Here is a 22,220-nt window from a genome sequence, read left to right on the forward strand (position 1 = left end):
GGTCGAGGCCACTGCAGATGAGCCTATTGTATCGGGGTGGCCGTACAACGAGAAAGAGTGCGACCGGAGGCCGCACCCTTTTCTTTCAAGTTCTTTCAAGCCGATGGCCGATGCCTCACTGCTGGCGGCTCAGGCTGTAGACGTAGGCCGCGACGAGATGAACCTTGTCCTCGCCGATGTAGGCAGCTTGGGCCGGCATTTGGCCGTTGCGGCCGTTGCGCAGGGTCTGGCGTATCGAGTCGGCCAGCGTCTGTCCCGGGGCCTGGTAGAGCCAGGCTTCATCGGTCAGGTTGGGTGCCCCTATTGCCTGATTGCCGGTGCCATTGGGGGTGTGGCAGGCGGCACACACCGAAGCAAAGACCGCTGCCCCTTTCTTGGCCCGTTCGGGATCCTCGGCCTTGCCGGAGAGCGAAAGCACATATTGGGTGACGTTTTCGATGTTCTCGCTACCCAGCTGCTGCCAGGAGGGCATCAGGCCGTTGCGGCCGTTGGTAAGGGTCTGGACGATGTTCTCCGGTGCACCTCCATACAGCCAGGCATCGTCGGTGAGGTTGGGGAAGCCATAGCCACCCTTGGCATTGGAACCATGGCAGACGGCGCAGTTATTGAGGAAGATGCGCTCGGCTACCTGCATGGCCTCGCCGTCCTGGGAAAGCTTGGGGATCGGCACCTCCTGGTACTGGGTAAAGATCGGGGCAAAGCGTTCCTCAGCACGTGCCACTTCCTCCTGCCACTGCTTCTCCTGGCTCCAGCCCAGCAGGCCAGAGAAGTTGCCAAGACCCGGGTAGAGCAGCAGGTAGCCCAGCGAGAAGATCACGGTGGCAATATAGAGCTGGAACCACCAGCGGGGCAGTGGATTGTCATACTCCTCGATCTCGTCGGCGGCATGGCCGGTGGTTTCGACGTTGCCTCCGGCATCCGGGGCCTTGTCGGTCTTGCGATTGGCAAACAGCAGCCAGAAGGCAATCCCGATGGTGCTCAGCGTGATGACGATGATCCAGGTACTCCAGAAGCTGGAAAGGGAGTCACCCCAAAGATTGTTCATGTGTTCCTCTCTCCCTTGTCGTGTCGGGAATCGGCCTCGGCGGAGGCTTTCTGGTCACGGTTCGGCTGTTCATCCTCGTCGGCGAAGGGCAGATTGGCCGCTTCGTCGAAGTCCGGCTTGCGTCGCTTCGAGTAGGCCCACAGGGTGAGTCCCACGAAGGCGATGATCAGCAGGATGATGATCACGCCATTGACGGTCCCGTTCTCCATGGTCAGCGTGAATCCTTGAGCACGGTACCCAGCTGCTGCAGGTAGGCGATCAGGGCGGTGATCTCCCGCTGGCCCCTCACGGCCTCGCTGGCGCTGGCGATCTGCTCGTCGGTGTAGGGCACGCCCAGCCTCTGCATGGTGCGCATCTCGCCGGCGATACGCTCACCGCTCAGGGTGTTCTCGAACAACCAGGGATAGGCGGGCATCACCGATTCCGGCACCACGTCCCGGGGGTTGTAGAGGTGGGCGCGGTGCCAGTCATCGCTGTAGCGGCCGCCCACGCGGGCCAGATCCGGGCCGGTGCGCTTGGAGCCCCACAGGAAGTTGTGGTCGTAGACCGATTCGCCGGCCACGCTGTAGTGCCCGTAGCGTTCCGTCTCGGCCCGGAAGGGACGTACCATCTGCGAGTGGCAGCCCACGCAGCCCTCACGGCGGTAGATGCCGCGACCCGCCAGTTGCAGGGCAGATAGGGGCTCGAGACCCTTGACGGGTTCCGTCGTTTGCTTCTGGAAGAATAGCGGCACGATCTCGGCCAGGCCCCCGAAACTGATTACCACCAGGATCAGTATGGCAAGCAGGCCGACATTCTTTTCGACTATCGCGTGTCTCATTGGTGTCTCGTTCCCTGGTTGGCTCAGGCAGTCTGCGGAAGCGGCTGACGGGCGCCTTCACCGCGGCGTATGGTCATGAAGACGTTGGCGGCCATGATCAGCATGCCAGTCACCCAGCACAGGCCACCGATCAAGCGCACGATGTAGCCTGGGCCGCTGGCCTGCACGGCCTCGACGAAGGTGTACATCAGGGTGCCGTCGGGATTCACGGCGCGCCACATCAGGCCCTGCAGGATGCCGTTGACCCACATGGATGCGATGTAGAGCACGGTACCCACGGTGGCCAGCCAGAAGTGTGTCGCGATCATGCCCACCGAGTACATCTCGGTACGCCCGAACAGCCGCGGGATCAGGTGGTACATGGAGCCGATGGTAATCATCGCCACCCAGCCCAGGGCGCCGGCATGCACGTGACCGATGGTCCAGTCGGTATAGTGGGACAGGGCGTTGACGGTCTTCACCGCCATCATCGGTCCCTCGAAGGTGGACATCCCGTAGAAGGACAGGGCAACCACCAGGAAACGCAGGGTCGGGTCGGTACGCAGCTTATGCCAGGCCCCCGAGAGCGTCATCATGCCGTTGATCATGCCGCCCCAGGAGGGGGCCAGCAGGATGATTGACAACACCATGCCCAGCGACTGGGTCCAGTCGGGCAGGGCGGTGTAGTGTAGGTGGTGTGGGCCAGCCCACATGTAGACCATGATCAGCGCCCAGAAGTGGACGATGGACAGACGGTAGGAATAGACCGGGCGCTCGGCCTGCTTGGGCACAAAGTAGTACATCATCCCCAGGAAGCCCGCGGTCAGGAAGAAGCCCACCGCGTTGTGGCCGTACCACCATTGCACCATGGCATCGATGGCCCCGGCATAGATGGAGACGGAGAAGGTTGCGGTGACCGGGAGGGAGGCGCTGTTGACGATGTGCAACACGGCCACGGTGATGATGAAGGCCGCGAAGAACCAGTTGGCCACGTAGATATGGGACGTCTTGCGCAGCTTGATGGTCCCCAGGAAAACGATGGCATAGCTGATCCACACCACGGCCAGCAGGATATCGATCGGCCACTCCAGCTCGGCATACTCCTTGGTGCTGGTGTAACCCAGCGGCAGGGTGACGACCGCGGACAGGATGACCGCCTGCCAGCCCCAGAAGGTGAAGGCTGCCAGCTTGTCCGAGAACAGGCGCACCTGGCAGGTACGCTGGACGACGTAGTAGGAGGTCGCAAAGAGTGCCGAGCCACCAAAGGCGAAGATCACGGCGTTGGTGTGGAGCGGACGCAGGCGACCGAAGCTCGTCCACGGCAGTCCAAGGTTGAGTTCCGGCCAGACCAGTTGCGAGGCGATGATGACACCAAGGGCCATACCCACGATGCCCCACACCACCGTCATGATCGCGAACTGCCGAACTACCTTGTAGTTGTAGGTCGGGTGTTCAAATGCTGTGCTCATGTCAGGTTCCCATCGAACGCGGTTTGGGGGTTGCCGAGGCCTTTGTGACCCGGCGCGACCTCCACAGGATGATACAGGTCGATAACCAATCCTGATTCTAGCGCAGGTATGCCGTAAGCTGAACACACCAATGGATTGATTCGTGAACTCGAGGAGGCATGGATTGTCAGACTCATTTGGTTGGGATTTGCCGATTATCACACCCGAGGCGCTGCGCCGATTGCTGAAGCTTGGCGAAACCGGTAGCTGGAATATCGCCGGGCTCGGGCCTCTGGAGGTGCGCGGAGAATGCCGCATTGGCCGGTTGCTGATGACCCACGGCGCCGGTGCCGGACAGGATTCGCCCATGCTGCGAGGCTTGCGTCATGCCCTGGCCGGAGAGGGCGTTCAGACCCTGGCCTTCGAGTTCGCCTACCTGCAGCAGATGCGCCGTGAGGGGCGACGGCGACCGCCGCCGCAGGTTGATCGTCTGGTCGAGGAATTGGCGCAATGGTGCGACAGTGTGTCGCATACGGACCTTCCGAAACCTTGGTTTGGTGGCAAATCGCTGGGTGGGCGAGTCGCCAGTCTGCTGGCGGCTCGTGATACTGCCCGTGGCCTGGTGCTGTGCGGCTATCCCTTCCATCCGCCCGGTAAGCCCGAACGTCTGCGCCTTGCTCACTGGCCGCTGCTGGCATGTCCGACCCTGGTGGTGCAGGGCGCGCGCGATCCCTTCGGGAGCCGTGACGAGGTGGCAGGCTATGCGCTTCCCGGGTCGGTGCGGTTTCATTGGCTCGAGGAGGGCGACCATGACTGGAAACCGCGCCGCGCCGGGGGCAGCACCCAGGCGCAGCTGATCGACGAGGCGGCAGCGGCGATCGTCGCCTTTATGGCAGCCCACCCCTGAAACGCGCGTATCGCGTGCGATACTGGCAAGTCGATGAAAGGGCGAAGGTTCTTGGCTTTCGGAAAGCGGTTCCGGGCGATGCGAAAAGCGTTGACATCAGTCGGCACCCCTGTAGAATGCAGCGCCACGTGACCGGGGGTGGTTAGCTCAGCTGGGAGAGCACCAGCCTTACAAGCTGGGGGTCACAGGTTCGAACCCTGTACCACCCACCATCGTCCAGGCGATGCCCGATCATGTCGCAGCAAGCACGCAGCGGACCGGTAGTTCAGTTGGTTAGAATGCCGGCCTGTCACGCCGGAGGTCGCGGGTTCGAGTCCCGTCCGGTCCGCCATCGTGCTCCCCGTTGCAGTCATCTTGTGGACCGGTAGTTCAGTCGGTTAGAATGCCGGCCTGTCACGCCGGAGGTCGCGGGTTCGAGTCCCGTCCGGTCCGCCACGATGGCATGACGACAGCAGCAAACTTGCAGTAACGCGTGGGTGATTAGCTCAGTTGGTTAGAGCACCAGCCTCACATGCTGGGGGTCACTGGTTCGAGTCCGGTATCACCCACCATGCGGACCGGTAGTTCAGTCGGTTAGAATGCCGGCCTGTCACGCCGGAGGTCGCGGGTTCGAATCCCGTCCGGTCCGCCATCTGCAGACCACTTTTCCAGCCCCGAGACCCTTCAGGTCTCGGGGCTGTCTCATTTTAGGGGCTGTCTTGTTTTAGCCCAAGGCGTTCAGCTGCGCTTTTTTCATAGGCGTTGAAGATTTTTCACCTCAGCGAAGATGCGAGACTCGCCGCTGTTTCACGCGGCTGGCGGCATGGCGCTGAAGCATGGTGAATGGCCGTCGTATCGGCCCTCCTGCCTGTCTGGGCAAACTTCGGCCGCCTTGCTCCCGAGCGTGGCATCGTTGCAGCGTTTAGTCCCCGGCTATTTCTGATGAACCGAGCGGCGCTCTCCGGGTTCTCAGGGAATAGGGCTCGGCTGCGTTGATTGGTGAGGCAAACCGTTTGCGCTGATGCTGTCTACGCTGATGAGACCCACTCCCCCGGTCTGTCATTCCCTTGTCGACTGATCGGGGAACCGGGCATACAGGAGGGCATCGATGAGTATCTTCGATCATGTGCAGAACCGCTTCTCTCGCGTCCAGCAGGAAGAGATGAGCCTGCAGGAGTACCTGGAACTCTGTCGTCGGGAGCCCGTGGCCTATGCCACGGCAGCTGAGCGAATGCTGGAGGCCATCGGCGAGCCAGAGGTGATCGATACCGCGAAGGATTCGCGGTTGTCACGCATCTTCTCCAACAAGGTGATTCGCCGTTACCCCGCTTTTGCCGAGTTCTACGGCATGGAGGAGGCCATCGAGCAGATCGTGGCCTATTTCCGCCATGCCGCCCAGGGGCTCGAGGAGCGCAAGCAGATCCTCTATCTGCTTGGCCCGGTGGGCGGCGGCAAGTCATCCCTGGCCGAGCGGCTCAAGCTGCTGATGGAGAAGGTGCCCTTCTATGCCATCAAGAACTCGCCGGTCTACGAGTCGCCGCTGGGGCTATTTTCCCCGGAGGAGGATGGCGAGCTGCTGGAGAAGGAGTACGGCATCCCCCGGCGCTACTTGAAGAGCGTGATGTCGCCCTGGGCTGCCAAGCGCCTCAAGGAATACGGCGGCGATATTTCCCGGTTCCGCGTGGTGCGCCTTTATCCCTCGCGGCTCAACCAGATCGCTATCTCCAAGACCGAGCCTGGCGACGAGAACAATCAGGATATCTCCTCCCTGGTCGGCAAGGTCGACATCCGCCAGCTCGAGCTCTACTCCCAGGATGACCCGGATGCCTACAGCTTTTCCGGCGGGCTGTGTCGAGCCAATCAGGGGCTGATGGAGTTCGTCGAGATGTTCAAGGCACCGATCAAGGTGCTGCATCCGCTGCTGACGGCGACTCAGGAGGGCAACTACAACCCCACTGAGGGCATGGGGGCGATCCCCTTCGATGGCGTGGTGCTGGCCCACTCCAACGAGAGCGAGTGGCAGACCTTTCGCAACAATCGCAATAACGAGGCCTTCCTCGACCGGGTCTACATCGTCAAGGTGCCCTATTGCCTGCGGGTCAGCGAGGAGATCAACATCTATCGCAAACTGCTCGAGCACTCCTCGCTGGCCGAGGCGCCCTGCGCGCCGGATACCCTGCGCATGCTGGCGCAGTTCGCGGTACTCTCGCGACTCAAGGAGCCGGAGAACTCGAGCATCTACTCCAAGATGCGGGTCTATGACGGCGAGAACCTCAAGGATACAGACCCCAAGGCCAAGTCGATCCAGGAGTACCGCGATGCCGCCGGGGTCGACGAGGGCATGGAGGGGTTGTCGACGCGCTTCGCCTTCAAGATCCTCTCCAAGGTGTTCAACTTCGACAACCACGAGGTGGCAGCCAACCCGGTGCATCTGCTGTATGTGCTCGAGCAGCGCCTTGAACAGGAGCAGCTTCCCCGGGAGACCTTCGAGCGCTATCTGCGCTTCATCAAGGAGTTCCTGGCCCCGCGTTACGTCGACTTCATCGGCAAGGAGATCCAGACGGCCTATCTCGAGTCGTACTCCGAGTACGGCCAGAATATCTTCGACCGTTACGTCACCTACGCTGACTTCTGGATTCAGGATCAGGAGTATCGCGATCCCGAGACCGGTGAGTTCCTCGACCGTCAGGCCCTCAACGAGGAGTTAGAGAAGATCGAGAAGCCGGCCGGCATCTCCAACCCCAAGGACTTTCGCCACGAGGTGGTCAACTTCGTGCTGCGGGCGCGTGCCCAGAACAATGGCATGAATCCCAGCTGGCAATCCTACGAGAAGCTGCGCGGGGTGATCGAACACAAGATGTTCGCCAACACCGAGGAGCTGCTGCCGGTGATCTCCTTCAACGCCAAGGCTTCGTCGACAGACCAGAAGAAGCACGAGGACTTTGTGGCGCGCATGGTCGATCGCGGCTACACCGAGAAGCAGGTGCGCCTGCTCTCCGAGTGGTATCTGCGGGTACGCAAGTCGCAGTAGGCCGAGGAGGTCACCATGACTTATTTTATTGATCGTCGAGCCAATGCCAAGCACAAGAGCGCGGTCAACCGCCAGCGCTTCCTCGACCGCTACCGCACCCATATCAAGCGCTCGGTCGAGGAGGCGGTGAGCCGCCGTTCGATCACCGACATGGAGCGTGGCGAGAAGGTCTCGATTCCTGCACGGGACATCTCCGAACCGGTCTTCCAGCATGGCCCGGGCGGCAAGCGCAGTATCGTTGCGCCGGGTAACAAGGAGTTCGTCGAGGGCGACCGGCTGCGCCGCCCAGGCGCCGGGGGCGGTGGTGATGGCGCCGGGGAGGGCGCTGCTTCCAACCAGGGCGAGGGCATGGACGAGTTCGCCTTCACCCTGAGTCGCGAGGAGTTCCTCGACTTCGTCTTCGATGGCCTCGAGTTGCCCCACCTGGAGCGCAAGAACCTGGTGGACCTTGATGAGGTGCGACCGGTGCGTGCCGGGCTTTCGAGGGAGGGGGTGCCGGCGCGTATTAACATCGTGCGTTCCATGCGCGAGGCCCATGCCCGGCGCATCGCCATGCGGGCGCCAATTCGCCGCGCCCTGCGCGAGGCCATGGAGGCGCTGGCCGAGGAGGAGCGCAAGGATCCGGTGCTGCGCAATCCGGCGCGCATCACCGAGCTCAAAGCGGAGATCGAACGTCTGGAGAAGCGTCTGGAGGCGGTGCCTTTCATCGATACCTACGACCTGCGCTACAACAACCTGGTCGACCAGCCGCAACCCTCGAGCAAGGCGGTGATGTTTTGCGTAATGGACGTCTCGGGCTCCATGACCCAGGCTCACAAGGACATCGCCAAGCGCTTCTTCCTGCTGCTTTACCTCTTCCTCGAGCGTAACTACGAGAAGCTTGAGCTGGTCTTCGTGCGCCACCATACCGCGGCCAAGGAGGTCGATGAGGAGGAGTTCTTCTACTCTCGCGAGACCGGCGGTACCATCGTCTCCAGTGCCCTGACGCTAGTCGAGGAGATCATCGAGGCGCGCTACCCGCCGGGGCAGTGGAACCTCTACGTGGCGCAGGCCTCCGACGGCGACAACTGGGACGACGACTCCATTACCTGCCGCAAGCTGCTCGTCGAGCGCCTGATGCCGCGGTTGCAATATTTCACCTACGTGGAAATCACTCCGCATGCCCACCAGGCGCTGTGGGAGGAGTATGAGCGTGTGGCGGCCGAGTACGCCGAGCGTTTCGCCATGCGCCAGATCGTCGAGGCCGGCGACATCTATCCGGTCTTCCGCGAGCTGTTCAAGCGCCGCATTGCCAGCAGCTGACCACCAGTGCAGGCGGCCTTAGGAGGCAGTATGACCCGACGTACGCCTATCGCGACCGGTTCCGATTGGAACTTCGAGATTCTTGACGCCTTCGAGGAGGAGATTGCACGCCTGGCCGACGAATATCGCCTGGATACCTATCCCAACCAGATCGAAGTCATCACCACCGAACAGATGATGGATGCCTATGCCAGCGTGGGCATGCCGGTGGGCTACCATCACTGGTCCTTCGGCAAGCAGTTCCTGGCCGTGGAGCAGGCCTATCGCCGCGGCCAGATGGGCCTTGCCTACGAGCTGGTGATTAACTCCGACCCCTGTATCGCCTACCTGATGGAGGAGAACACGCTGATGATGCAGGTGCTGGTCATGGCCCACGCCTGCTATGGCCACAACTCCTTCTTCAAGGGCAACTATCTGTTCCGCACCTGGACGGATGCCTCGTCCATCGTCGACTACCTGGTGTTCGCGCGGAAGTACATCAGCGAATGTGAGGAGCGCCACGGTGTGGCCGCGGTGGAGCAGTTGTTGGATGCCTGCCACGCCCTGCAGAACTACGGCGTCGACCGTTACAAGCGCCCCTCGCCGGTTTCCGCCGCCGAGGAGGCGCGGCGCCAGAAGGAGCGTGAGGCGCACCTCCAGGCCCAGGTCAACACCCTGTGGCGCACTATCCCGGGGCGCCCGCGCGAAGAAGATGCCCTGCCCGGCATGGCCGACGAGGAGGACCCGCTGGGTCTGCACGAAGGCGGCCGTTATCCCCCCGAGCCCCAGGAGAACCTGCTCTACTTCATCGAGAAGAATGCCCCCTTGCTGGTTCCTTGGCAGCGTGAGGTGGTGCGTATCGTGCGCAAGCTGGCGCAATATTTCTATCCTCAGCGCCAGACCCAGGTAATGAACGAAGGTTGGGCGACCTTCTGGCACTACACCCTGATGAACCGGCTCTATGATGAGGGTCTGGTCGACGAGGGGCTAATGCTGGAGTTCCTGCAGTCGCATACCGCAGTGGTCAACCAGCCGGCCTATGACAGCCCCTACTTCAGCGGCATCAACCCCTACGCGCTGGGCTTTGCCATCTTCACCGACCTGCGGCGCATCTGCGAAGCGCCGACGGAGGAGGACCGGCAGTGGTTCCCCGATAGCGCCGGTAGCGACTGGCGGGAGACCCTTGAGTTCGCCATGAAGAACTTCAAGGACGAATCCTTCATCCAGCAGTTTCTATCGCCCAAGGTGATTCGTGAGCTCAAGCTGTTCATGGTGGTCGACGACGACCAGCAGGAGATGCTGGAGGTGGCGGCGATCCATGACGAGCGCGGCTATCGGCGCATCCGCGAGTCGCTTGCCACCCAGTATGCCCTGGCGCTGCGTGAGCCCAACATCCAGGTCTATTCGGCAGACATTCGCGGCGATCGTTCGCTGACTTTGCGCCACGTCCAGGATAGCCGGCGTCCGCTGGCGCGCAGCGTCTATCCGGTCATCCGTCACCTTTACCAGCTATGGGGCTTTCCGGTGCAGCTGGAGTCGGTGCAGGATGAGGAGGTAGTGCGCCGCTACCACTGGCCGCTGCCTGAGGAGCGGCGCCGTGACTGAGGCGTTCTAACGACGAGACCCGCGCCATGGCGCGGGTCTCGTAATTTCTCTTGCTTCCTGTGAGGGCGAGAGCAGCTCAGGCTTTGGCGGTCCAGGATTGACACCAACCTTGAGGATTGACGCTGTTTTGCGGGAACAGCTGGCAGCCTTGGTTTTCGGCCTTGAAGAACATGCAGTTGGCGCAGTGTTCGCCTTGCTCGTAGGCCGGGTTGTCACTGGCGTTGCTAGCATTCGTGACGTAGTTCAGAGCCTTGGCCTGGGCAGAGTTCGGATCCAGGGGCGGCAGCTCCTGGGCGAAAGCGCTCTTTGACAAGACACCTGCACCCAAGGGTAGGGCGGCAAGGCCCAACAGGCTATTGCGCATAAAATCACGACGGCGATGGTCGGTCATGGTCTCTCCTTGTCATCACGATGGGTCTGGACGGTACAGCTGGCATTTCCTTCTGCCTGCCCCGTTTTCTTCTTGGCAGGTGGTTGGGCCACCTTCGATTCGACAGGCGCATCCCTGCACCATTCGTCCAGTCCATGATAGTAAACCCTCGGCAGGATCGCGAACCTGCCGGGTTGAATGCGACAATTCGGCGCATGGTCGTCGACCCTGGTGGCGTATCTTGCTAGCCGCTCGCCAGCCCGCGGTTCAGCGCCCGCCACGGCACTGCTATACTCGCGTCAGCTGCGGTGGTGACCCGCCGTAAACGAGATGCGCACACAAGCGCTCAGCGCGGGGAGATGTTCGATGCAGAACGCGGTGATTCTGATTAATGCCGAGAAGGGGCAGGTGAAAGCTGTCGCCGAACGGCTGGCCGATATCGAGGGGATCAGCGAAGTCTATTCCACCTGTGGCCGCTATGACCTGGTGGCTATCGCACGTACGCCTGATTTCGAGAGCCTGGCGGAGCTGGTAACCGGACACCTCAATGCCGTGGAGGGCATTCGCGACACCGAGACGCTCAATGCCATGCAAGTCCACTCCCGGCATGACCTGGAGACCATGTTCTCGCTGGGCTGGTGAGGTGACGTCGGGCCACGCGCCCGCCTCTTGATCGGACAGGGAGCGTTGAGGCATGGCTGCAAGACAACCGCGTGTAACCCACCGTTGGAGTTCGAAGCTGCGTCGCCTCGGCATCACGGCGCTGTTTGTGGCGGTGGCCACCGGGCTTTGGCACTTCCAGGAGCGCGAGCTGCGCGACACCCTCAGCTGGCAGGGCGTGACCACCTGGCAGGCACTCACGCCGCTGAGCTTCCATCGCGTGCTTCGCAACGATGGCTTCCTGGTGGGATGGTCCGACGTGCGGGTCAATCCGCTGTGGGTCAGTTACCTGCTGCGCGAGATCGATGACCCGAATATCGGGCCGCGCCCGGGCTTTCAGCGTGATTGGCGGACGCTGTGGCCGATCTCGCCGGAGAGCTACCTGGGCAGCGGCTACGATCGGGGACATCTCGCTCCCAACTATGCCATCGCGGTGGTCCATGGCCGGGCGACGCAGCGCGATACTTTCCTGATGAGCAACATGTCGCCCCAGCGGCCCGATCTCAACCGGCGACTATGGCAGCGCCTGGAGGAGGTGGTCATGGATCACTTCGTGCCGCGCTTCGGCACCCTTCAGGTGATCACCGGTCCGGTCTTCCCTGCCTCGTTCAGCGACAACGTGCTCAATCGGGTCGGCCTGGTGGAGGTGCCGGAGGCCTTCTACAAGATTCTGGTGGTGCCGGGCGATGCGCCGCGAGCCCTGGCCTTCCTCATGCCGCAGGGTGTGGCGGGCGACGAGCCACTGGATGCCTTTCTGGTGAGCATCGATGAGCTGGAGGCTCGCACCGGCCTGAACTTCTTTCCCCGCCTGCCCGAGGCGGCCGCCATGGCGCTGGAGGCCGAGGTGCAGCCCGCGGGTTGGGGGCTTGAGGCCGTGGCCAGGCTGCCCGGCCGTTTCTGAACCGCGGGCACAAAAAAACCGCGAATATGGCGTCGCGGTTTCCTGAGGGGCTGCAATGTGGACTTGTCTGCATGAGGCGAGAAGTCGTGGTGCCCAGGAGAGGACTTGAACCTCCACATCCGTAAGGATACTAGCACCTGAAGCTAGCGCGTCTACCCATTCCGCCACCTGGGCGCATCATGCGGTCGTCGTGTTCGCGAACATCGCGTAGGCGATGGTGCCCAGGAGAGGACTTGAACCTCCACGTCCGTAAGGACACTAGCACCTGAAGCTAGCGCGTCTACCCATTCCGCCACCTGGGCGAACACGAGCGATTCGAGCTGACAAAGAGCATGGGAGAAAACTCCCGAGCATCCCACATCGAGCGATGGGACGCCGTTGGTGCCCAGAAGAGGACTTGAACCTCCACGTCCGTAAGGACACTAGCACCTGAAGCTAGCGCGTCTACCAATTCCGCCATCTGGGCAGGCGAGGGGTATGTTACCCGATTGACTTGCCGATGCAAGCGGATACGGCCCCGTCGCGAAGGATTTTTCTCGCCTGTCAGTCTTTGTTGGCGTCGCCATGGTTGGGTGACAGGGGTTGCGGCGCTATACTGCGGCTATGACAATCGATTCGAAACGCCAGATACCACGCGCCGGACGTCGTCCCCGCGCCCTTTCGATCACGCTGCTCCCGATGCCGCCAAGGATGCCCACTGCATGACCCACTGGACGCTCAGCGACGATCCGCACGCCAAGCGCGAAGCCCACAAGTACGACAAGCCCGCTCCCAGCCGTGAATACCTGCTGGCCCGCCTGGAAGAGGCCGGCAAGCCGCTCACCCACGAGGCGATGAGCCAGCAGCTGGGCCTCGACGACGAGGATCTTCAGGAGGCGGTACGCCGACGCCTGGCAGCGATGGAACGCGACGGCCAGGTACTGCGCAACCGGCGGGGCGCCTATGCACTGATCGACAAGCTCGACCTGATCAAGGGCAAGGTGCTGGGCCACCGTGACGGCTTTGGCTTCCTGCTCCGCGACGATGGCAAGAAGCCCGATCTGGTGCTGCCGCCGCGGCAGATGCGCCGGGTCTTCCACGGCGACCATGTGCTGGTGCGCATCAGCGGGCGCGACCGCCGCGGCCGCGACGAGGCGACCATCGTCGAGGTGCTGGCGCGCAATACCCAGACCATCGTCGGGGTCTACCGCGCCAACACGCAGGAGTTCGGGGTGCTGATCCCCGAGAACGCGCGCATTACCCAGGAGATCATCATTCCCCACAGTGCCTGTGGCGGGGCCCAGGACGGCCAGGTGGTCTCGGCGAAGATCACTCAGCAGCCCGAGACCCGAGTGCAGCCCGTGGGCGAGGTGGTCGAGGTGCTCGGCGAGCGCATGGACCCGGGGATGGAGATCGACATCGCCATTCGCAGCTACGAGATCCCCGCTGAGTTCCCGCCGGATGTCCATGACCAGATCGCCGGCATGTCCGCCGAAGTCGCCGAGCAGGACAAGCAGCATCGCATCGATCTGCGCGACGTGCCGCTGGTCACCATCGACGACGAGAGCGCCAAGGACTTCGACGACGCTGTCTGTGCCTGGAAGACCAAGTCGGGCAGCTGGAAGCTGCTGGTGGCCATCGCCGATGTTTCCCACTATGTACGCCCCGGCAGTGCCCTGGATCAGGAGGCAATCCGTCGTGGCAATTCGGTGTACTTCCCCGGCCAGGTAGTGCCGATGCTGCCTGAGCTGCTTTCCAACGGGCTCTGCTCGTTGAACCCGGCCGTCGACCGCCTGGCGCTGGTTTGCGAGATGAACATCTCACAGAGCGGGGCGATTAGCCGCTACCGCTTCTATGAGGCGGTGTTTCAGTCCCATGCGCGCCTCACCTATAACAAGGTGGCTGCCATCCTCGATGACGATGGGCAAGAGGGCGAGGCCCTGCGCGATGAGCACCGCGCACTGGTTCCGTCGTTGAAGAACCTTCACGCCCTCTACCGACTGCTGCGCGAGGCCCGGGATGCGCGCGGCGCCATCGACTTCGAGACCACCGAGACGGCCATCGTCTTCAACGATGAGCGCAAGATCGAGAAAATCGTGCCGCGCTCGCGCAACGATGCCCACAAGATCATCGAGGAGTGCATGCTGGCGGCCAACGTGGCCACCGCGCGCTTCCTCGACAAGCACGACCTGCCGGCCCTCTATCGTATCCACGAGAAGCCCTCGCCGGAGCGTTTGGACAAGCTGCGCTTGTTTCTCAATGAGCTGGGCCTGTCGCTGGGCGGCGGCGACGACCCGAGCCCGCAGGACTACCGTGACCTGGCCGAGGCGATCAAGGGGCGCGATGATGCCGATGTCATCCAGACAGTGATGCTGCGCTCCATGAGTCGAGCCGTCTACTCCCCGCAGAACGAGGGGCACTTCGGTCTGGCCTATCCGGCTTATGCCCACTTCACCTCGCCGATCCGGCGCTACCCGGACCTGCTGGTCCACCGCGCCATCCGTTCGGTGATCCGTGGCCCACGCAAGACCAATACCGTGTTGCGTGCCGAAGGGGCCAAGGTGGAGCCCCCCAGCAAGTGGGCGCCCTACACCTTCGAGCAGATGCTCGAGCTCGGCGAACACTGCTCGATGACCGAGCGGCGAGCCGATGATGCCACCCGCGATGTGGAGGACTGGCTCAAGTGCGAGTTCATGTCCGACAAGCTCGGCGAGGTCTATGATGGCAGTATCGCGTCGGTGACCCAGTTCGGCATTTTCGTGCGCCTCGATGAGGTGTACGTGGAGGGGCTGGTGCATGTCACCTCGCTGCCCTCGGACTACTACCATTACGAGCCCGAGAAGCATCGTCTCAAGGGGGAGCGTAGTGGCATGAGCTACCGTCTGGGCGATGGCGTCACCGTGCAGGTGGCCCGCGTCGACCTGGACGAGCGCAAGATCGATTTCGAGCTGGCTGACGACAAGCCACGTCCCAAGCGGGCGCCGCGCAAGCGCCGCGGTGGGGATAAGTCCGCCGCGGCGGGCGCCGGCAAGCCCGGTGACAAGTCCGGCAAGGGCGGTCGCCGTCGCCGCGGTCCGCGTCGCTCAGGGGCCCGCGGCTGATGGCGTCAGAGCGCAGGGCTCGACACCACAGTCGCTCGGGGCAGGCGCACGATGCCCGCCGTCACTCAGCTAGTGAGAGGCCTCGCGTGCCGACGCCGCCCGGAGGGCTCGACGCCGTCTTCGGGGTACATGCAGTGCGCGCGCTGCTCGACCGTGGCGAGGTGCCCCGCGAGGTCTGGGTCCAGGAGGGCAGCGCCGCTACGCGCCTGGTCGAGCTGGTCGAGACGGCTCGTCAAGGAGGCGCACGCCTGCTTTCCTGCCCTCGGGACGCGCTCGACCGGCTCGCTCAGGGGGCCTCGCACCAGGGCATCATCGCCTTCGCCACGCCGCTCGTCTTCGACGGCGAGACCTCGCTATGGTTAAGGCTCGAGGGCTGGCCGCATGCGGCGCCACCGTTGCTGCTGGTGCTCGACGGTGTTACCGACGTGCATAACTTCGGTGCCTGCCTGCGCAGTGCCGATGCGGCAGGTGTGCATGGGGTGATCGTGCCCAAGGACCGGGCGGCACCGCTCAATGCCGTGGTGCGCAAGGTGGCCTGCGGAGCTGGCGAGAGCATGCCGGTCTACCAGGTCACCAACCTGGCTCGCGCCCTGGCCAGACTCAAGGAGCTCGGCATATGGATCACGGGTACCGCTGGCGAGGCTGAGGCGAGCCTCTTCGAGGCCGATTTTAGCGGTCCTGCGGCGCTGGTGATGGGGGCCGAGGGCAAGGGCATGCGCCGCCTCACCCGCGAGGCCTGCGATACCCTGGTCAAGCTGCCCATGGCCGGCAGCGTCTCCAGCCTCAACGTCTCGGTGGCCACCGGCATCTGCCTATTCGAGGCGGTGCGTCAGCGCCAGGCTTCGCCTGGCGCTTGAAGTCTTGAGCTGGAAGCTTCAAGAAAAACTCTTGGTGTCAGGGTTGGTAGTACCATGCTGCCTTCCAGCTTACAGCTTGCGGAGCCCGCCTCTATTCTTTAGAATGCTTGCGCCCGCTCCTCCTGCGAGCGCGTCTTCCTGTCTTCTGACAATCACTCCTTGCTTCCCCTGAGCGATCCGAGATCGCCACTGTGGAAGCTGCCAAACCGCAAGGAGATTTCATGCGTCACTACGAGATCGTCTTCATGGTCCATCCGGACCAGAGCGAGCAGGTTCCGGCCATGGTTGAACGCTACACCGGCCTCGTCACCGAGAGCGGCGGCACCGTCCATCGCCTCGAGGATTGGGGGCGTCGCCATCTGGCTTACCCGATCAACAAGATCCACAAGGCTCACTATGTGCTGATGAACATCGAGTGCAGCGGCGAGACCCTCGACGAGATCGAGAACATCTTCCGTTTCAACGACGCCATCATTCGCAGCCTGGTGGTCCGCGCCAAGGAAGCCGTCACCGAGGCCTCCCCGATGATGAAGCCGGTGGAAGAGAAACGTGTGCGTCGCGACGAGAAGCCGCGTAGCACCGAATCTGCCTGAGCCCATCCCATCGCCCCTCTGAAGGAGTCTTCCCATGGCACGCTTTTTCCGTCGCCGCAAGTTCTGCCGTTTCACCGCTGAAGGCGTAAAACAGATCGACTACAAGGATCTGGATACGCTCAAGGCCTACATCACCGAGACCGGTAAGATTGTTCCCAGCCGTATCACCGGGACCAAGGCCCGTTACCAGCGCCAGCTGTCCACTGCCATCAAGCGGGCGCGCTACCTGGCCCTGCTGCCCTACACCGACAGCCACCAGTAATGTACTGCGCGTGATGCTCGCCCTTGCCCGCTGGATGATGCGCGGCACGCCCCACGCCGCTGCGGGGGCGGCCGTGGCTACCGCGATTCCCTGGCTGTTCTGGCTGGGGGCCGCGGTGGCGGCGCTGTTCGCGCTGCGCCACGGCCTGACCGCATCGCTGCCGGTCATCCTGGCCGCGGCTCTGCCAGCCGGTTGGTGGTGGACCCAGGGCGACGTCATTCCACTGGCCAGTGTATTGCTGGTCGTGCTGATGGCGGTAGTGCTGCGTGCCCGACTGCGCTGGAGCGAGGCGCTCCTCGCCGGCACTCTGGCCGGGGAGGCGATGATCCAGCTGGATATCTTCCTGCCGCCCGGTGGGGCCGGTCCCGTGCTGGAACAGCTGCGCCAGGGCTCGCCGGACATCGCTGCGATGCTCGCCGAGCTCTCCCGCCAGGGCATGGACACTGAGCAGCTGGCGGGCCTGCTGATCAGTAGCGTGAGCGCGCTGATCGTGTTGCTCGCCGCCGTGGCCTGCCTGGCCTTGGCGCGCGGCTGGCAGGCCTGGCTCTATAATCCCGGTGGATTCCGCGAGGAGTTCCACAGCCTGCGCCTGGCACCCCGAGAACTTGCCGTGCTGGTGGTGTTCGGCGTGTTGGGAGCGCTGCTGGGGCTTCCGGCCCTGGGCATGCTGACCTGGGTGCCATTGCTGGTGGCGGGCATCGCGCTGGTGCATGGTTTTATCGGATTGAAGGGAATGAACGGGTTGTGGCTGGTCGCCTTCTACGTGCTGCTGATCACCACCTGGCCCATGATTCTCATCGTGCTGCTCGTGGCCTTCATCGATACGTTCGCGGACTTTCGCGGACGACTGGCCCGCAGCCACTGACAAGAGGTTTTCGAGAATGGACGTCATTCTGCTCGACAAGATTGGCAAACTGGGTAGCCTGGGTGACCAAGTCACCGTCAAGCCCGGTTTTGGACGCAACTACCTGGTACCCTACGGCCTGGCCGTGCCGGCCACCAAGGAGAACATCGAGGCCTTCCAGGCCCAGCGTGCCGAGCTCGAGGCCCAGGCCGCCGAGCGCAAGGCCGAGGCCGAGGCGCGCGCCGAACAACTCAACGAGATCGAACTGTCGCTAGTCGCCAAGTCAGGCGATGAAGGCAAGCTGTTCGGTTCCATTGGTCCGCGTGATCTGGCCGAGGCCATCTCCAGTGCCGGGATCGAGGTCGCCAAGAACGAGGTGCGCATGCCCCAGGGGCCGATTCGCCAGACTGGCGAGTACGACATCGATCTGCACTTGCATGCCGAAGTCGACGCCACCGTGCGTGTGGTGGTGGTGGCCGAGTAACGCTAGCGCGACAGCGCCGCCTCTTGGGGTCGCTGTGCAGTGCTGTGTGAGGGGGCGAGGAGCGGATCCTCGCCCCCTTTGCTGCGTGCTTCCTTGCCGTCCCGGTGATCTCCCGTATCCGGCCCCGAGCATGGGGTCACGGTGTGGCATCGCGTAGAATACGCCTGCTCTTTTCTTCCTGAAGGTCCGCGCACCATGAACGAACTCCTCACCTTCGATCGCGAAACCGCCGCCCTCAAGGTCCCGCCGCACTCGCTTGAGGCCGAGCAGTCTGTGCTCGGCGGTCTGATGCTCGACAATCCGGCATGGGACAACGTGGCCGATCGCCTGGTGGCGGATGATTTCTATCGCTATGAGCATCGCCTGATCTTCAATGTCATGGCCGGTCTGGCTGAAGCGAACCGGCCGTTGGATGTTGTGACCCTTTCCGAGGCGCTGGAAGGGCGCGACCAACTCGATACCGTAGGCGGCCTCTCTTACCTGGCGGAGCTGGCCAGGAACACGCCGTCGGCCAGCAATATCCGTGCCTATGCCGACATCGTCCGCGAGCGCGCCACCCTGCGTAAGCTGATTCGTGCGGCCGGTCAGATCGCCGAGGGGGCCTTCAGCCCCCAGGGGCGTCCCGCCGACGAACTGGTCGACGAGGCCGAGCGGCTGGTGTTCCAGATCAGTGAGGAGCGCCCCAAGTCAGGTGGGCCGATCGGCATGAGCGAGCTGTTGACCAAGGCGGTGGATCGCATCGACGAGCTGTTCAATCTGCAGGGCGAGATGACCGGGCTCTCCACCGGCTTTCGGGACCTCGATGAGATGACCTCGGGGCTTCAGCCCTCGGACCTGGTGATCATTGCCGGGCGGCCCTCCATGGGCAAGACCACCTTTGCCATGAACCTGGTTGAGCATGCGGTGATCTCAAGCGACAGGCCGGTGATGGTGTTCTCCATGGAGATGCCGGCCGACTCGCTGATGCTGCGCATGCTCTCCTCGCTGGGGCGTATCGATCAGACCCGGATGCGTACCGGGCAACTGGAGGACGAAGACTGGCCACGGCTGACCTCTGCGGTCAATCTGCTCAAGGATAAGCAGCTGTTCATCGACGACACCGCCGCGCTCTCACCCAACGAGCTGCGCTCGCGGATTCGCCGGGTGGTGCGTGAACATGGCAACCTCGCCCTGATCATGATCGACTACCTGCAACTGATGCAGATCCCCGGCTTCTCCGAGAACCGCACCGGCGAGATCTCCGAGATTTCCCGTTCGCTCAAGGGACTGGCCAAGGAGTTCGGCTGCCCGGTGGTGGCGCTCTCCCAGCTCAATCGCTCGTTGGAGCAGCGCCCCAACAAGCGACCGGTGATGTCGGACCTGCGTGAGTCCGGTGCCATCGAACAGGATGCCGATATCATCGGCTTCGTCTATCGCGATGAGGTCTACAATCCGGATAACCCCGATAATCAGGGACTGGCTGAGGTGATCATCGGCAAGCAGCGTAACGGCCCCATTGGCACCGTACACATGGCGTTCATCGGCAAGTACACTCGCTTCGAGGATCTGGCTCCGGACAGCTACCGCGAGGCCTTCGGCCAGTGACGGCGCCCTTGAGTCCGATGATTGGCCCCGTATAATGCCGAGCCCTCGAATCTCACAGGAAGGAGGCAGCATGGCAGGCGGATTTCGACGTGGCAATCGCCAGCGTATCCCTAAGCTCGAGGGGCGCGGGGAGCTCCAGTCGATCGAGCGTGAAGGCCCCTTCAAGGAGTGGCTGGGGATGCCCGACCTCTATCGCTACTACCTGGTGGTGGATGGCCAGACCTACAGCTACCAGACCGAGGACGCCGATTTGCCGGTCGAGGTCGGTGATCGGGTGGTCTTCCGCTATAAGGAGACCAAGGCCGGCAACTGGGTGGACCGCAACTCCCTGGGCAAGGCGATCGATCCCTCCGCCTATCAGTAGCTCCGGAACCTGACGAAACGGGCAGGGTCATAGCGTGATAATACCGACGACACATTACCGTCATCGGTTGCCGTCAGGCTGTGATCCTGTGTTTATCTCGACACCATCGACGACGACTCGGATATCAGGAGAAAGGAGCCATGGAATTCCAACAATTGAAAGCCTTCGTGGCGCGCCACGACAACTTCGAGATCCGCGTGATCGGCCATGCCGGCAGCCGGTTCTACCAGGTCGAACTGGAGGACGTGGAGGGGCAGCGCCACATGCTGACCCGTGCCGGCAAGCCGATTCTCTTCCGTTCTCTGGATGATGTCTATCTGGAACTCAAGCGTGCCGGTATCCATCGCGCCTACCTGGTACAGCAGGTGCCCCACGATGAAGTCATCGGGCGCGAGACCCACTACCAGGATCCGCTGACCTCGCGCATGCCGCTGGTCTTCTGATTGGACCCCTTGCCTGTGGTGGTATCATCTCCTCCTCACCGTCACGACAAGCCAGAATCGACAAGAGCTGGCCAAAAGCCGTACAGATAACATCCATAGTATAACTTTATTCGGTGCCCGGCGATTGCCTGATAGACTGGGGCAATACCGACAAGACACCGAGTGCAAGCTATGCAAGGCATGACATCGGCCAACATCGGCCAGACCCCGAACGACCTTGATGCCCCCGGCAATGGCCGGCTGGCCCATGCACCGCCCAACCACCCGCCGGTACCTCGGCCGAAGGTCGGCGTGGTGCTCGCCAACCTGGGGACGCCGGATGCCACCGACTACTGGTCGATGCGCCGCTACCTGAGCGAATTTCTCTCCGACAAGCGCGTGGTGGATTATCCAGACTGGAAGTGGCAGCCGCTGCTGCAGCTGATTATTCTCTCGCGACGCCCCTTCGCGTCCGGCAAGGCCTATCGAGGGATATGGAACACCGAGCGCGACGAGAGCCCTCTGCTGACCATCACCCGCGAGCAGACGCGCAAGGTGGCGGAAGGGCTCCACGCGCAGTATGGCGAGGGCGTGATGGTCGACTTCTGCATGCGTTACGGCAATCCCTCCACCGACAGCGTGCTGACACGCATGCAAGCGGCGGGTTGCGAACGGATCCTGTTCTTTCCGCTCTATCCGCAGTACGCCTCCCCGACCACCGCTACGGCCAACGACCAGGCCTTCCGTACCCTGATGAGGCTCAAGTGGCAGCCGGCAATTCGCACCGTGCCCGCCTACTTCGAACACCCCGACTACCTCGACGCCCTGGCCAATTCAGTGCGCGAGGCCTACGAGGCCGCCGAGACCCCGCCGGAGGTACTGGTGGCCTCTTACCACGGGGTGCCCAAGCGCTACCTGCTGGAAGGTGACCCTTATCACTGCCAGTGCCAAAAGACCACGCGCCTGCTGCGCGAGCGTCTAGGCTGGGAGGAGGACGCCATCCAGACCGCCTTCCAGTCCAAGTTTGGCCCCGAGGAGTGGGTGGGGCCAGCTAGCGTGGAACACGTCGCCGAGTTGGCCCGTCAGGGCAACAAGCATATCGCGGTGGTCTCGCCGGCCTTCTCCTCGGACTGCGTGGAGACCCTCGAGGAGATCAATGAGGAGATCCGCGAGAGTTTCCTTGCCGCCGGAGGCGAGAGATTTACTTACATCCCCTGCCTGAATGATCGCGACGACCATGTCGCCGCGCTGCTATCGATCATCGACAACGAGCTTAGTGGCTGGATGTAGACAGGATCAGTGGCCACGATCCGGGTGAAGGACGGGCTTCACACCTACCTCGTCGTCGTGCAGCTCCACGGGCTTTCCGCGGGTCTTCTGTACGTGCTCGAGCTTGAGGTGTAGCCCCGTCTTGGCCAGCAGGTGGGCGCTCACCGGAGCGGTGATGAACAGGAACAGCGTGATCAGCAGTTCCTGGATGACCGGCTGTCCCTGGGTCGTCGAGAAGTAAAATATCGAGCCGATCAGGATACAGCCGATACCCAGGGTGGTGGACTTGGTGGGACCATGCAGGCGCATGTAAAAGTCTTTCAGCAGCGTCATGCCCAGCGAGCCGATGAAGGCGAAAGTACCCCCGGCGATCAGAAAGAAGGAAATGACGCCTTCGAGAAACACATAGAAGTTCATGGTTGCTCCGTGGGTGCT

Annotated in this window: 22 protein-coding genes and 8 tRNA genes; 21 read left to right on the forward strand and 9 right to left on the reverse strand. The window is 62.7% G+C overall.

Annotation, left to right across the window (positions count from 1 at the left end; genetic code table 11):
* Positions 1 to 115: 115 nt before the first annotated feature.
* Genes ccoP through ccoN form a run of 4 tightly spaced genes read right to left on the reverse strand, consistent with a single transcriptional unit; the run spans position 116 to position 3,313 of the window.
* Positions 116 to 1,045 carry a cytochrome-c oxidase, cbb3-type subunit III gene (gene ccoP / locus DFO68_RS06600; protein ID WP_133482886.1) on the reverse strand — a complete coding sequence of 310 codons (930 nt, stop codon included), beginning with the start codon at positions 1,043 to 1,045 and terminating at the stop codon, positions 116 to 118.
* Complete coding sequence (locus tag DFO68_RS06605) at positions 1,042 to 1,254, reverse strand: cbb3-type cytochrome oxidase subunit 3 (protein WP_133482887.1); 213 nt, start codon at positions 1,252 to 1,254, stop codon at positions 1,042 to 1,044. Before DFO68_RS06605 ends, ccoP begins: the two co-directional genes overlap by 4 nt.
* Before the next feature lie 2 nt (positions 1,255 to 1,256).
* Complete coding sequence (ccoO, locus tag DFO68_RS06610) at positions 1,257 to 1,865, reverse strand: cytochrome-c oxidase, cbb3-type subunit II (RefSeq protein ID WP_133482888.1); 609 nt, start codon at positions 1,863 to 1,865, stop codon at positions 1,257 to 1,259.
* Positions 1,866 to 1,888: 23 nt separating this feature from the next.
* Positions 1,889 to 3,313 carry a cytochrome-c oxidase, cbb3-type subunit I gene (gene ccoN / locus DFO68_RS06615; protein ID WP_133482889.1) on the reverse strand — a complete coding sequence of 475 codons (1,425 nt, stop codon included), beginning with the start codon at positions 3,311 to 3,313 and terminating at the stop codon, positions 1,889 to 1,891.
* Between the two features lie 163 nt (positions 3,314 to 3,476).
* Between ccoN and DFO68_RS06620 the strand changes: the two genes are divergently transcribed.
* The 9 genes from DFO68_RS06620 (at position 3,477) to DFO68_RS06660 (ending at position 10,095) form a co-directional block, all read left to right on the forward strand.
* A complete protein-coding gene (locus tag DFO68_RS06620; RefSeq protein ID WP_243726449.1) occupies positions 3,477 to 4,199 on the forward strand; it encodes an alpha/beta family hydrolase in 723 nt (240 codons plus the stop codon).
* 136 nt (positions 4,200 to 4,335) lie between these two features.
* Positions 4,336 to 4,411 (forward strand) — tRNA-Val (locus tag DFO68_RS06625).
* A gap of 42 nt (positions 4,412 to 4,453) precedes the next feature.
* A tRNA-Asp gene (locus DFO68_RS06630) sits at positions 4,454 to 4,530 on the forward strand.
* Between the two features lie 27 nt (positions 4,531 to 4,557).
* A tRNA-Asp gene (locus tag DFO68_RS06635) sits at positions 4,558 to 4,634 on the forward strand.
* Positions 4,635 to 4,673: 39 nt separating this feature from the next.
* Positions 4,674 to 4,750 (forward strand) — tRNA-Val (locus DFO68_RS06640).
* Between the two features lie 3 nt (positions 4,751 to 4,753).
* A tRNA-Asp gene (locus DFO68_RS06645) sits at positions 4,754 to 4,830 on the forward strand.
* Between the two features lie 456 nt (positions 4,831 to 5,286).
* Positions 5,287 to 7,209 carry a PrkA family serine protein kinase gene (locus DFO68_RS06650; RefSeq protein ID WP_133482890.1) on the forward strand — a complete coding sequence of 641 codons (1,923 nt, stop codon included), beginning with the start codon at positions 5,287 to 5,289 and terminating at the stop codon, positions 7,207 to 7,209.
* Between the two features lie 15 nt (positions 7,210 to 7,224).
* The gene (locus DFO68_RS06655) at positions 7,225 to 8,511 is read left to right on the forward strand and encodes a YeaH/YhbH family protein (RefSeq protein ID WP_133482891.1); all 1,287 of its coding nucleotides are present in this window, start codon (positions 7,225 to 7,227) and stop codon (positions 8,509 to 8,511) included.
* 30 nt (positions 8,512 to 8,541) lie between these two features.
* Positions 8,542 to 10,095 carry a SpoVR family protein gene (locus DFO68_RS06660; protein WP_133482892.1) on the forward strand — a complete coding sequence of 518 codons (1,554 nt, stop codon included), beginning with the start codon at positions 8,542 to 8,544 and terminating at the stop codon, positions 10,093 to 10,095.
* Between the two features lie 76 nt (positions 10,096 to 10,171).
* On the opposite strand, the gene DFO68_RS06665 is transcribed toward DFO68_RS06660, so the two are convergent.
* Positions 10,172 to 10,486: a high-potential iron-sulfur protein gene (locus tag DFO68_RS06665; protein WP_133482893.1), complete on the reverse strand. Its 315-nt coding sequence runs from the start codon at positions 10,484 to 10,486 to the stop codon at positions 10,172 to 10,174.
* A 345-nt stretch (positions 10,487 to 10,831) separates the two neighbouring features.
* On the opposite strand from DFO68_RS06665, the gene DFO68_RS06670 reads away from it, so the two are divergent.
* The gene (locus DFO68_RS06670) at positions 10,832 to 11,107 is read left to right on the forward strand and encodes an Lrp/AsnC family transcriptional regulator (protein ID WP_133482894.1); all 276 of its coding nucleotides are present in this window, start codon (positions 10,832 to 10,834) and stop codon (positions 11,105 to 11,107) included.
* A 52-nt stretch (positions 11,108 to 11,159) separates the two neighbouring features.
* Positions 11,160 to 12,026 (forward strand): DNA/RNA non-specific endonuclease, encoded by an 867-nt coding sequence (locus DFO68_RS06675; protein ID WP_133482895.1) that lies wholly within the window; start codon positions 11,160 to 11,162, stop codon positions 12,024 to 12,026.
* 87 nt (positions 12,027 to 12,113) lie between these two features.
* Here DFO68_RS06675 and DFO68_RS06680 read toward each other — a convergent pair.
* The 3 genes from DFO68_RS06680 to DFO68_RS06690 all read right to left on the reverse strand — a co-directional run bounded on the left by DFO68_RS06680 (position 12,114) and on the right by DFO68_RS06690 (position 12,492).
* Positions 12,114 to 12,200: transfer RNA gene (locus tag DFO68_RS06680), tRNA-Leu, on the reverse strand.
* 41 nt (positions 12,201 to 12,241) lie between these two features.
* A tRNA-Leu gene (locus DFO68_RS06685) sits at positions 12,242 to 12,328 on the reverse strand.
* Positions 12,329 to 12,405: 77 nt separating this feature from the next.
* Positions 12,406 to 12,492: transfer RNA gene (locus tag DFO68_RS06690), tRNA-Leu, on the reverse strand.
* Between the two features lie 235 nt (positions 12,493 to 12,727).
* On the opposite strand from DFO68_RS06690, the gene rnr reads away from it, so the two are divergent.
* The 10 genes from rnr (at position 12,728) to hemH (ending at position 21,806) form a co-directional block, all read left to right on the forward strand.
* Positions 12,728 to 15,106, forward strand: coding sequence for a ribonuclease R (gene rnr, locus DFO68_RS06695; protein WP_133482896.1), 2,379 nt, complete (start codon positions 12,728 to 12,730; stop codon positions 15,104 to 15,106).
* Between the two features lie 86 nt (positions 15,107 to 15,192).
* Positions 15,193 to 15,963, forward strand: a complete 771-nt coding sequence (gene rlmB, locus DFO68_RS06700) for a 23S rRNA (guanosine(2251)-2'-O)-methyltransferase RlmB (RefSeq protein WP_373190389.1) — start codon at positions 15,193 to 15,195, stop codon at positions 15,961 to 15,963.
* Between the two features lie 221 nt (positions 15,964 to 16,184).
* Positions 16,185 to 16,556, forward strand: a complete 372-nt coding sequence (gene rpsF / locus DFO68_RS06705; RefSeq protein WP_133482898.1) for a 30S ribosomal protein S6 — start codon at positions 16,185 to 16,187, stop codon at positions 16,554 to 16,556.
* 34 nt (positions 16,557 to 16,590) lie between these two features.
* On the forward strand, positions 16,591 to 16,818 hold the full coding sequence (rpsR, locus tag DFO68_RS06710; protein ID WP_016853668.1) for a 30S ribosomal protein S18: 228 nt from the start codon (positions 16,591 to 16,593) through the stop codon (positions 16,816 to 16,818).
* Between the two features lie 13 nt (positions 16,819 to 16,831).
* A complete protein-coding gene (locus DFO68_RS06715; RefSeq protein WP_133482899.1) occupies positions 16,832 to 17,683 on the forward strand; it encodes a hypothetical protein in 852 nt (283 codons plus the stop codon).
* Between the two features lie 16 nt (positions 17,684 to 17,699).
* Positions 17,700 to 18,146, forward strand: coding sequence for a 50S ribosomal protein L9 (gene rplI, locus DFO68_RS06720; protein WP_133482900.1), 447 nt, complete (start codon positions 17,700 to 17,702; stop codon positions 18,144 to 18,146).
* A gap of 195 nt (positions 18,147 to 18,341) precedes the next feature.
* Positions 18,342 to 19,730, forward strand: coding sequence for a replicative DNA helicase (gene dnaB, locus DFO68_RS06725; protein ID WP_133482901.1), 1,389 nt, complete (start codon positions 18,342 to 18,344; stop codon positions 19,728 to 19,730).
* A gap of 70 nt (positions 19,731 to 19,800) precedes the next feature.
* Positions 19,801 to 20,094, forward strand: a complete 294-nt coding sequence (locus DFO68_RS06730; RefSeq protein WP_133482902.1) for a hypothetical protein — start codon at positions 19,801 to 19,803, stop codon at positions 20,092 to 20,094.
* A 140-nt stretch (positions 20,095 to 20,234) separates the two neighbouring features.
* Positions 20,235 to 20,537 (forward strand): DUF6482 family protein, encoded by a 303-nt coding sequence (locus DFO68_RS06735; RefSeq protein WP_133482903.1) that lies wholly within the window; start codon positions 20,235 to 20,237, stop codon positions 20,535 to 20,537.
* Between the two features lie 180 nt (positions 20,538 to 20,717).
* Positions 20,718 to 21,806, forward strand: coding sequence for a ferrochelatase (gene hemH, locus DFO68_RS06740; protein ID WP_133482989.1), 1,089 nt, complete (start codon positions 20,718 to 20,720; stop codon positions 21,804 to 21,806).
* Positions 21,807 to 21,812: 6 nt separating this feature from the next.
* Here hemH and DFO68_RS06745 read toward each other — a convergent pair whose 3' ends face one another.
* Positions 21,813 to 22,202, reverse strand: a complete 390-nt coding sequence (locus tag DFO68_RS06745; RefSeq protein ID WP_133482904.1) for a Na+/H+ antiporter subunit G — start codon at positions 22,200 to 22,202, stop codon at positions 21,813 to 21,815.
* Between the last annotated feature and the right edge of the window lie 18 nt (positions 22,203 to 22,220).

Origin of the sequence: Halomonas ventosae, assembly GCF_004361885.1 — a bacterium.
GTDB classification, from domain to species: domain Bacteria; phylum Pseudomonadota; class Gammaproteobacteria; order Pseudomonadales; family Halomonadaceae; genus Halomonas; species Halomonas ventosae_C.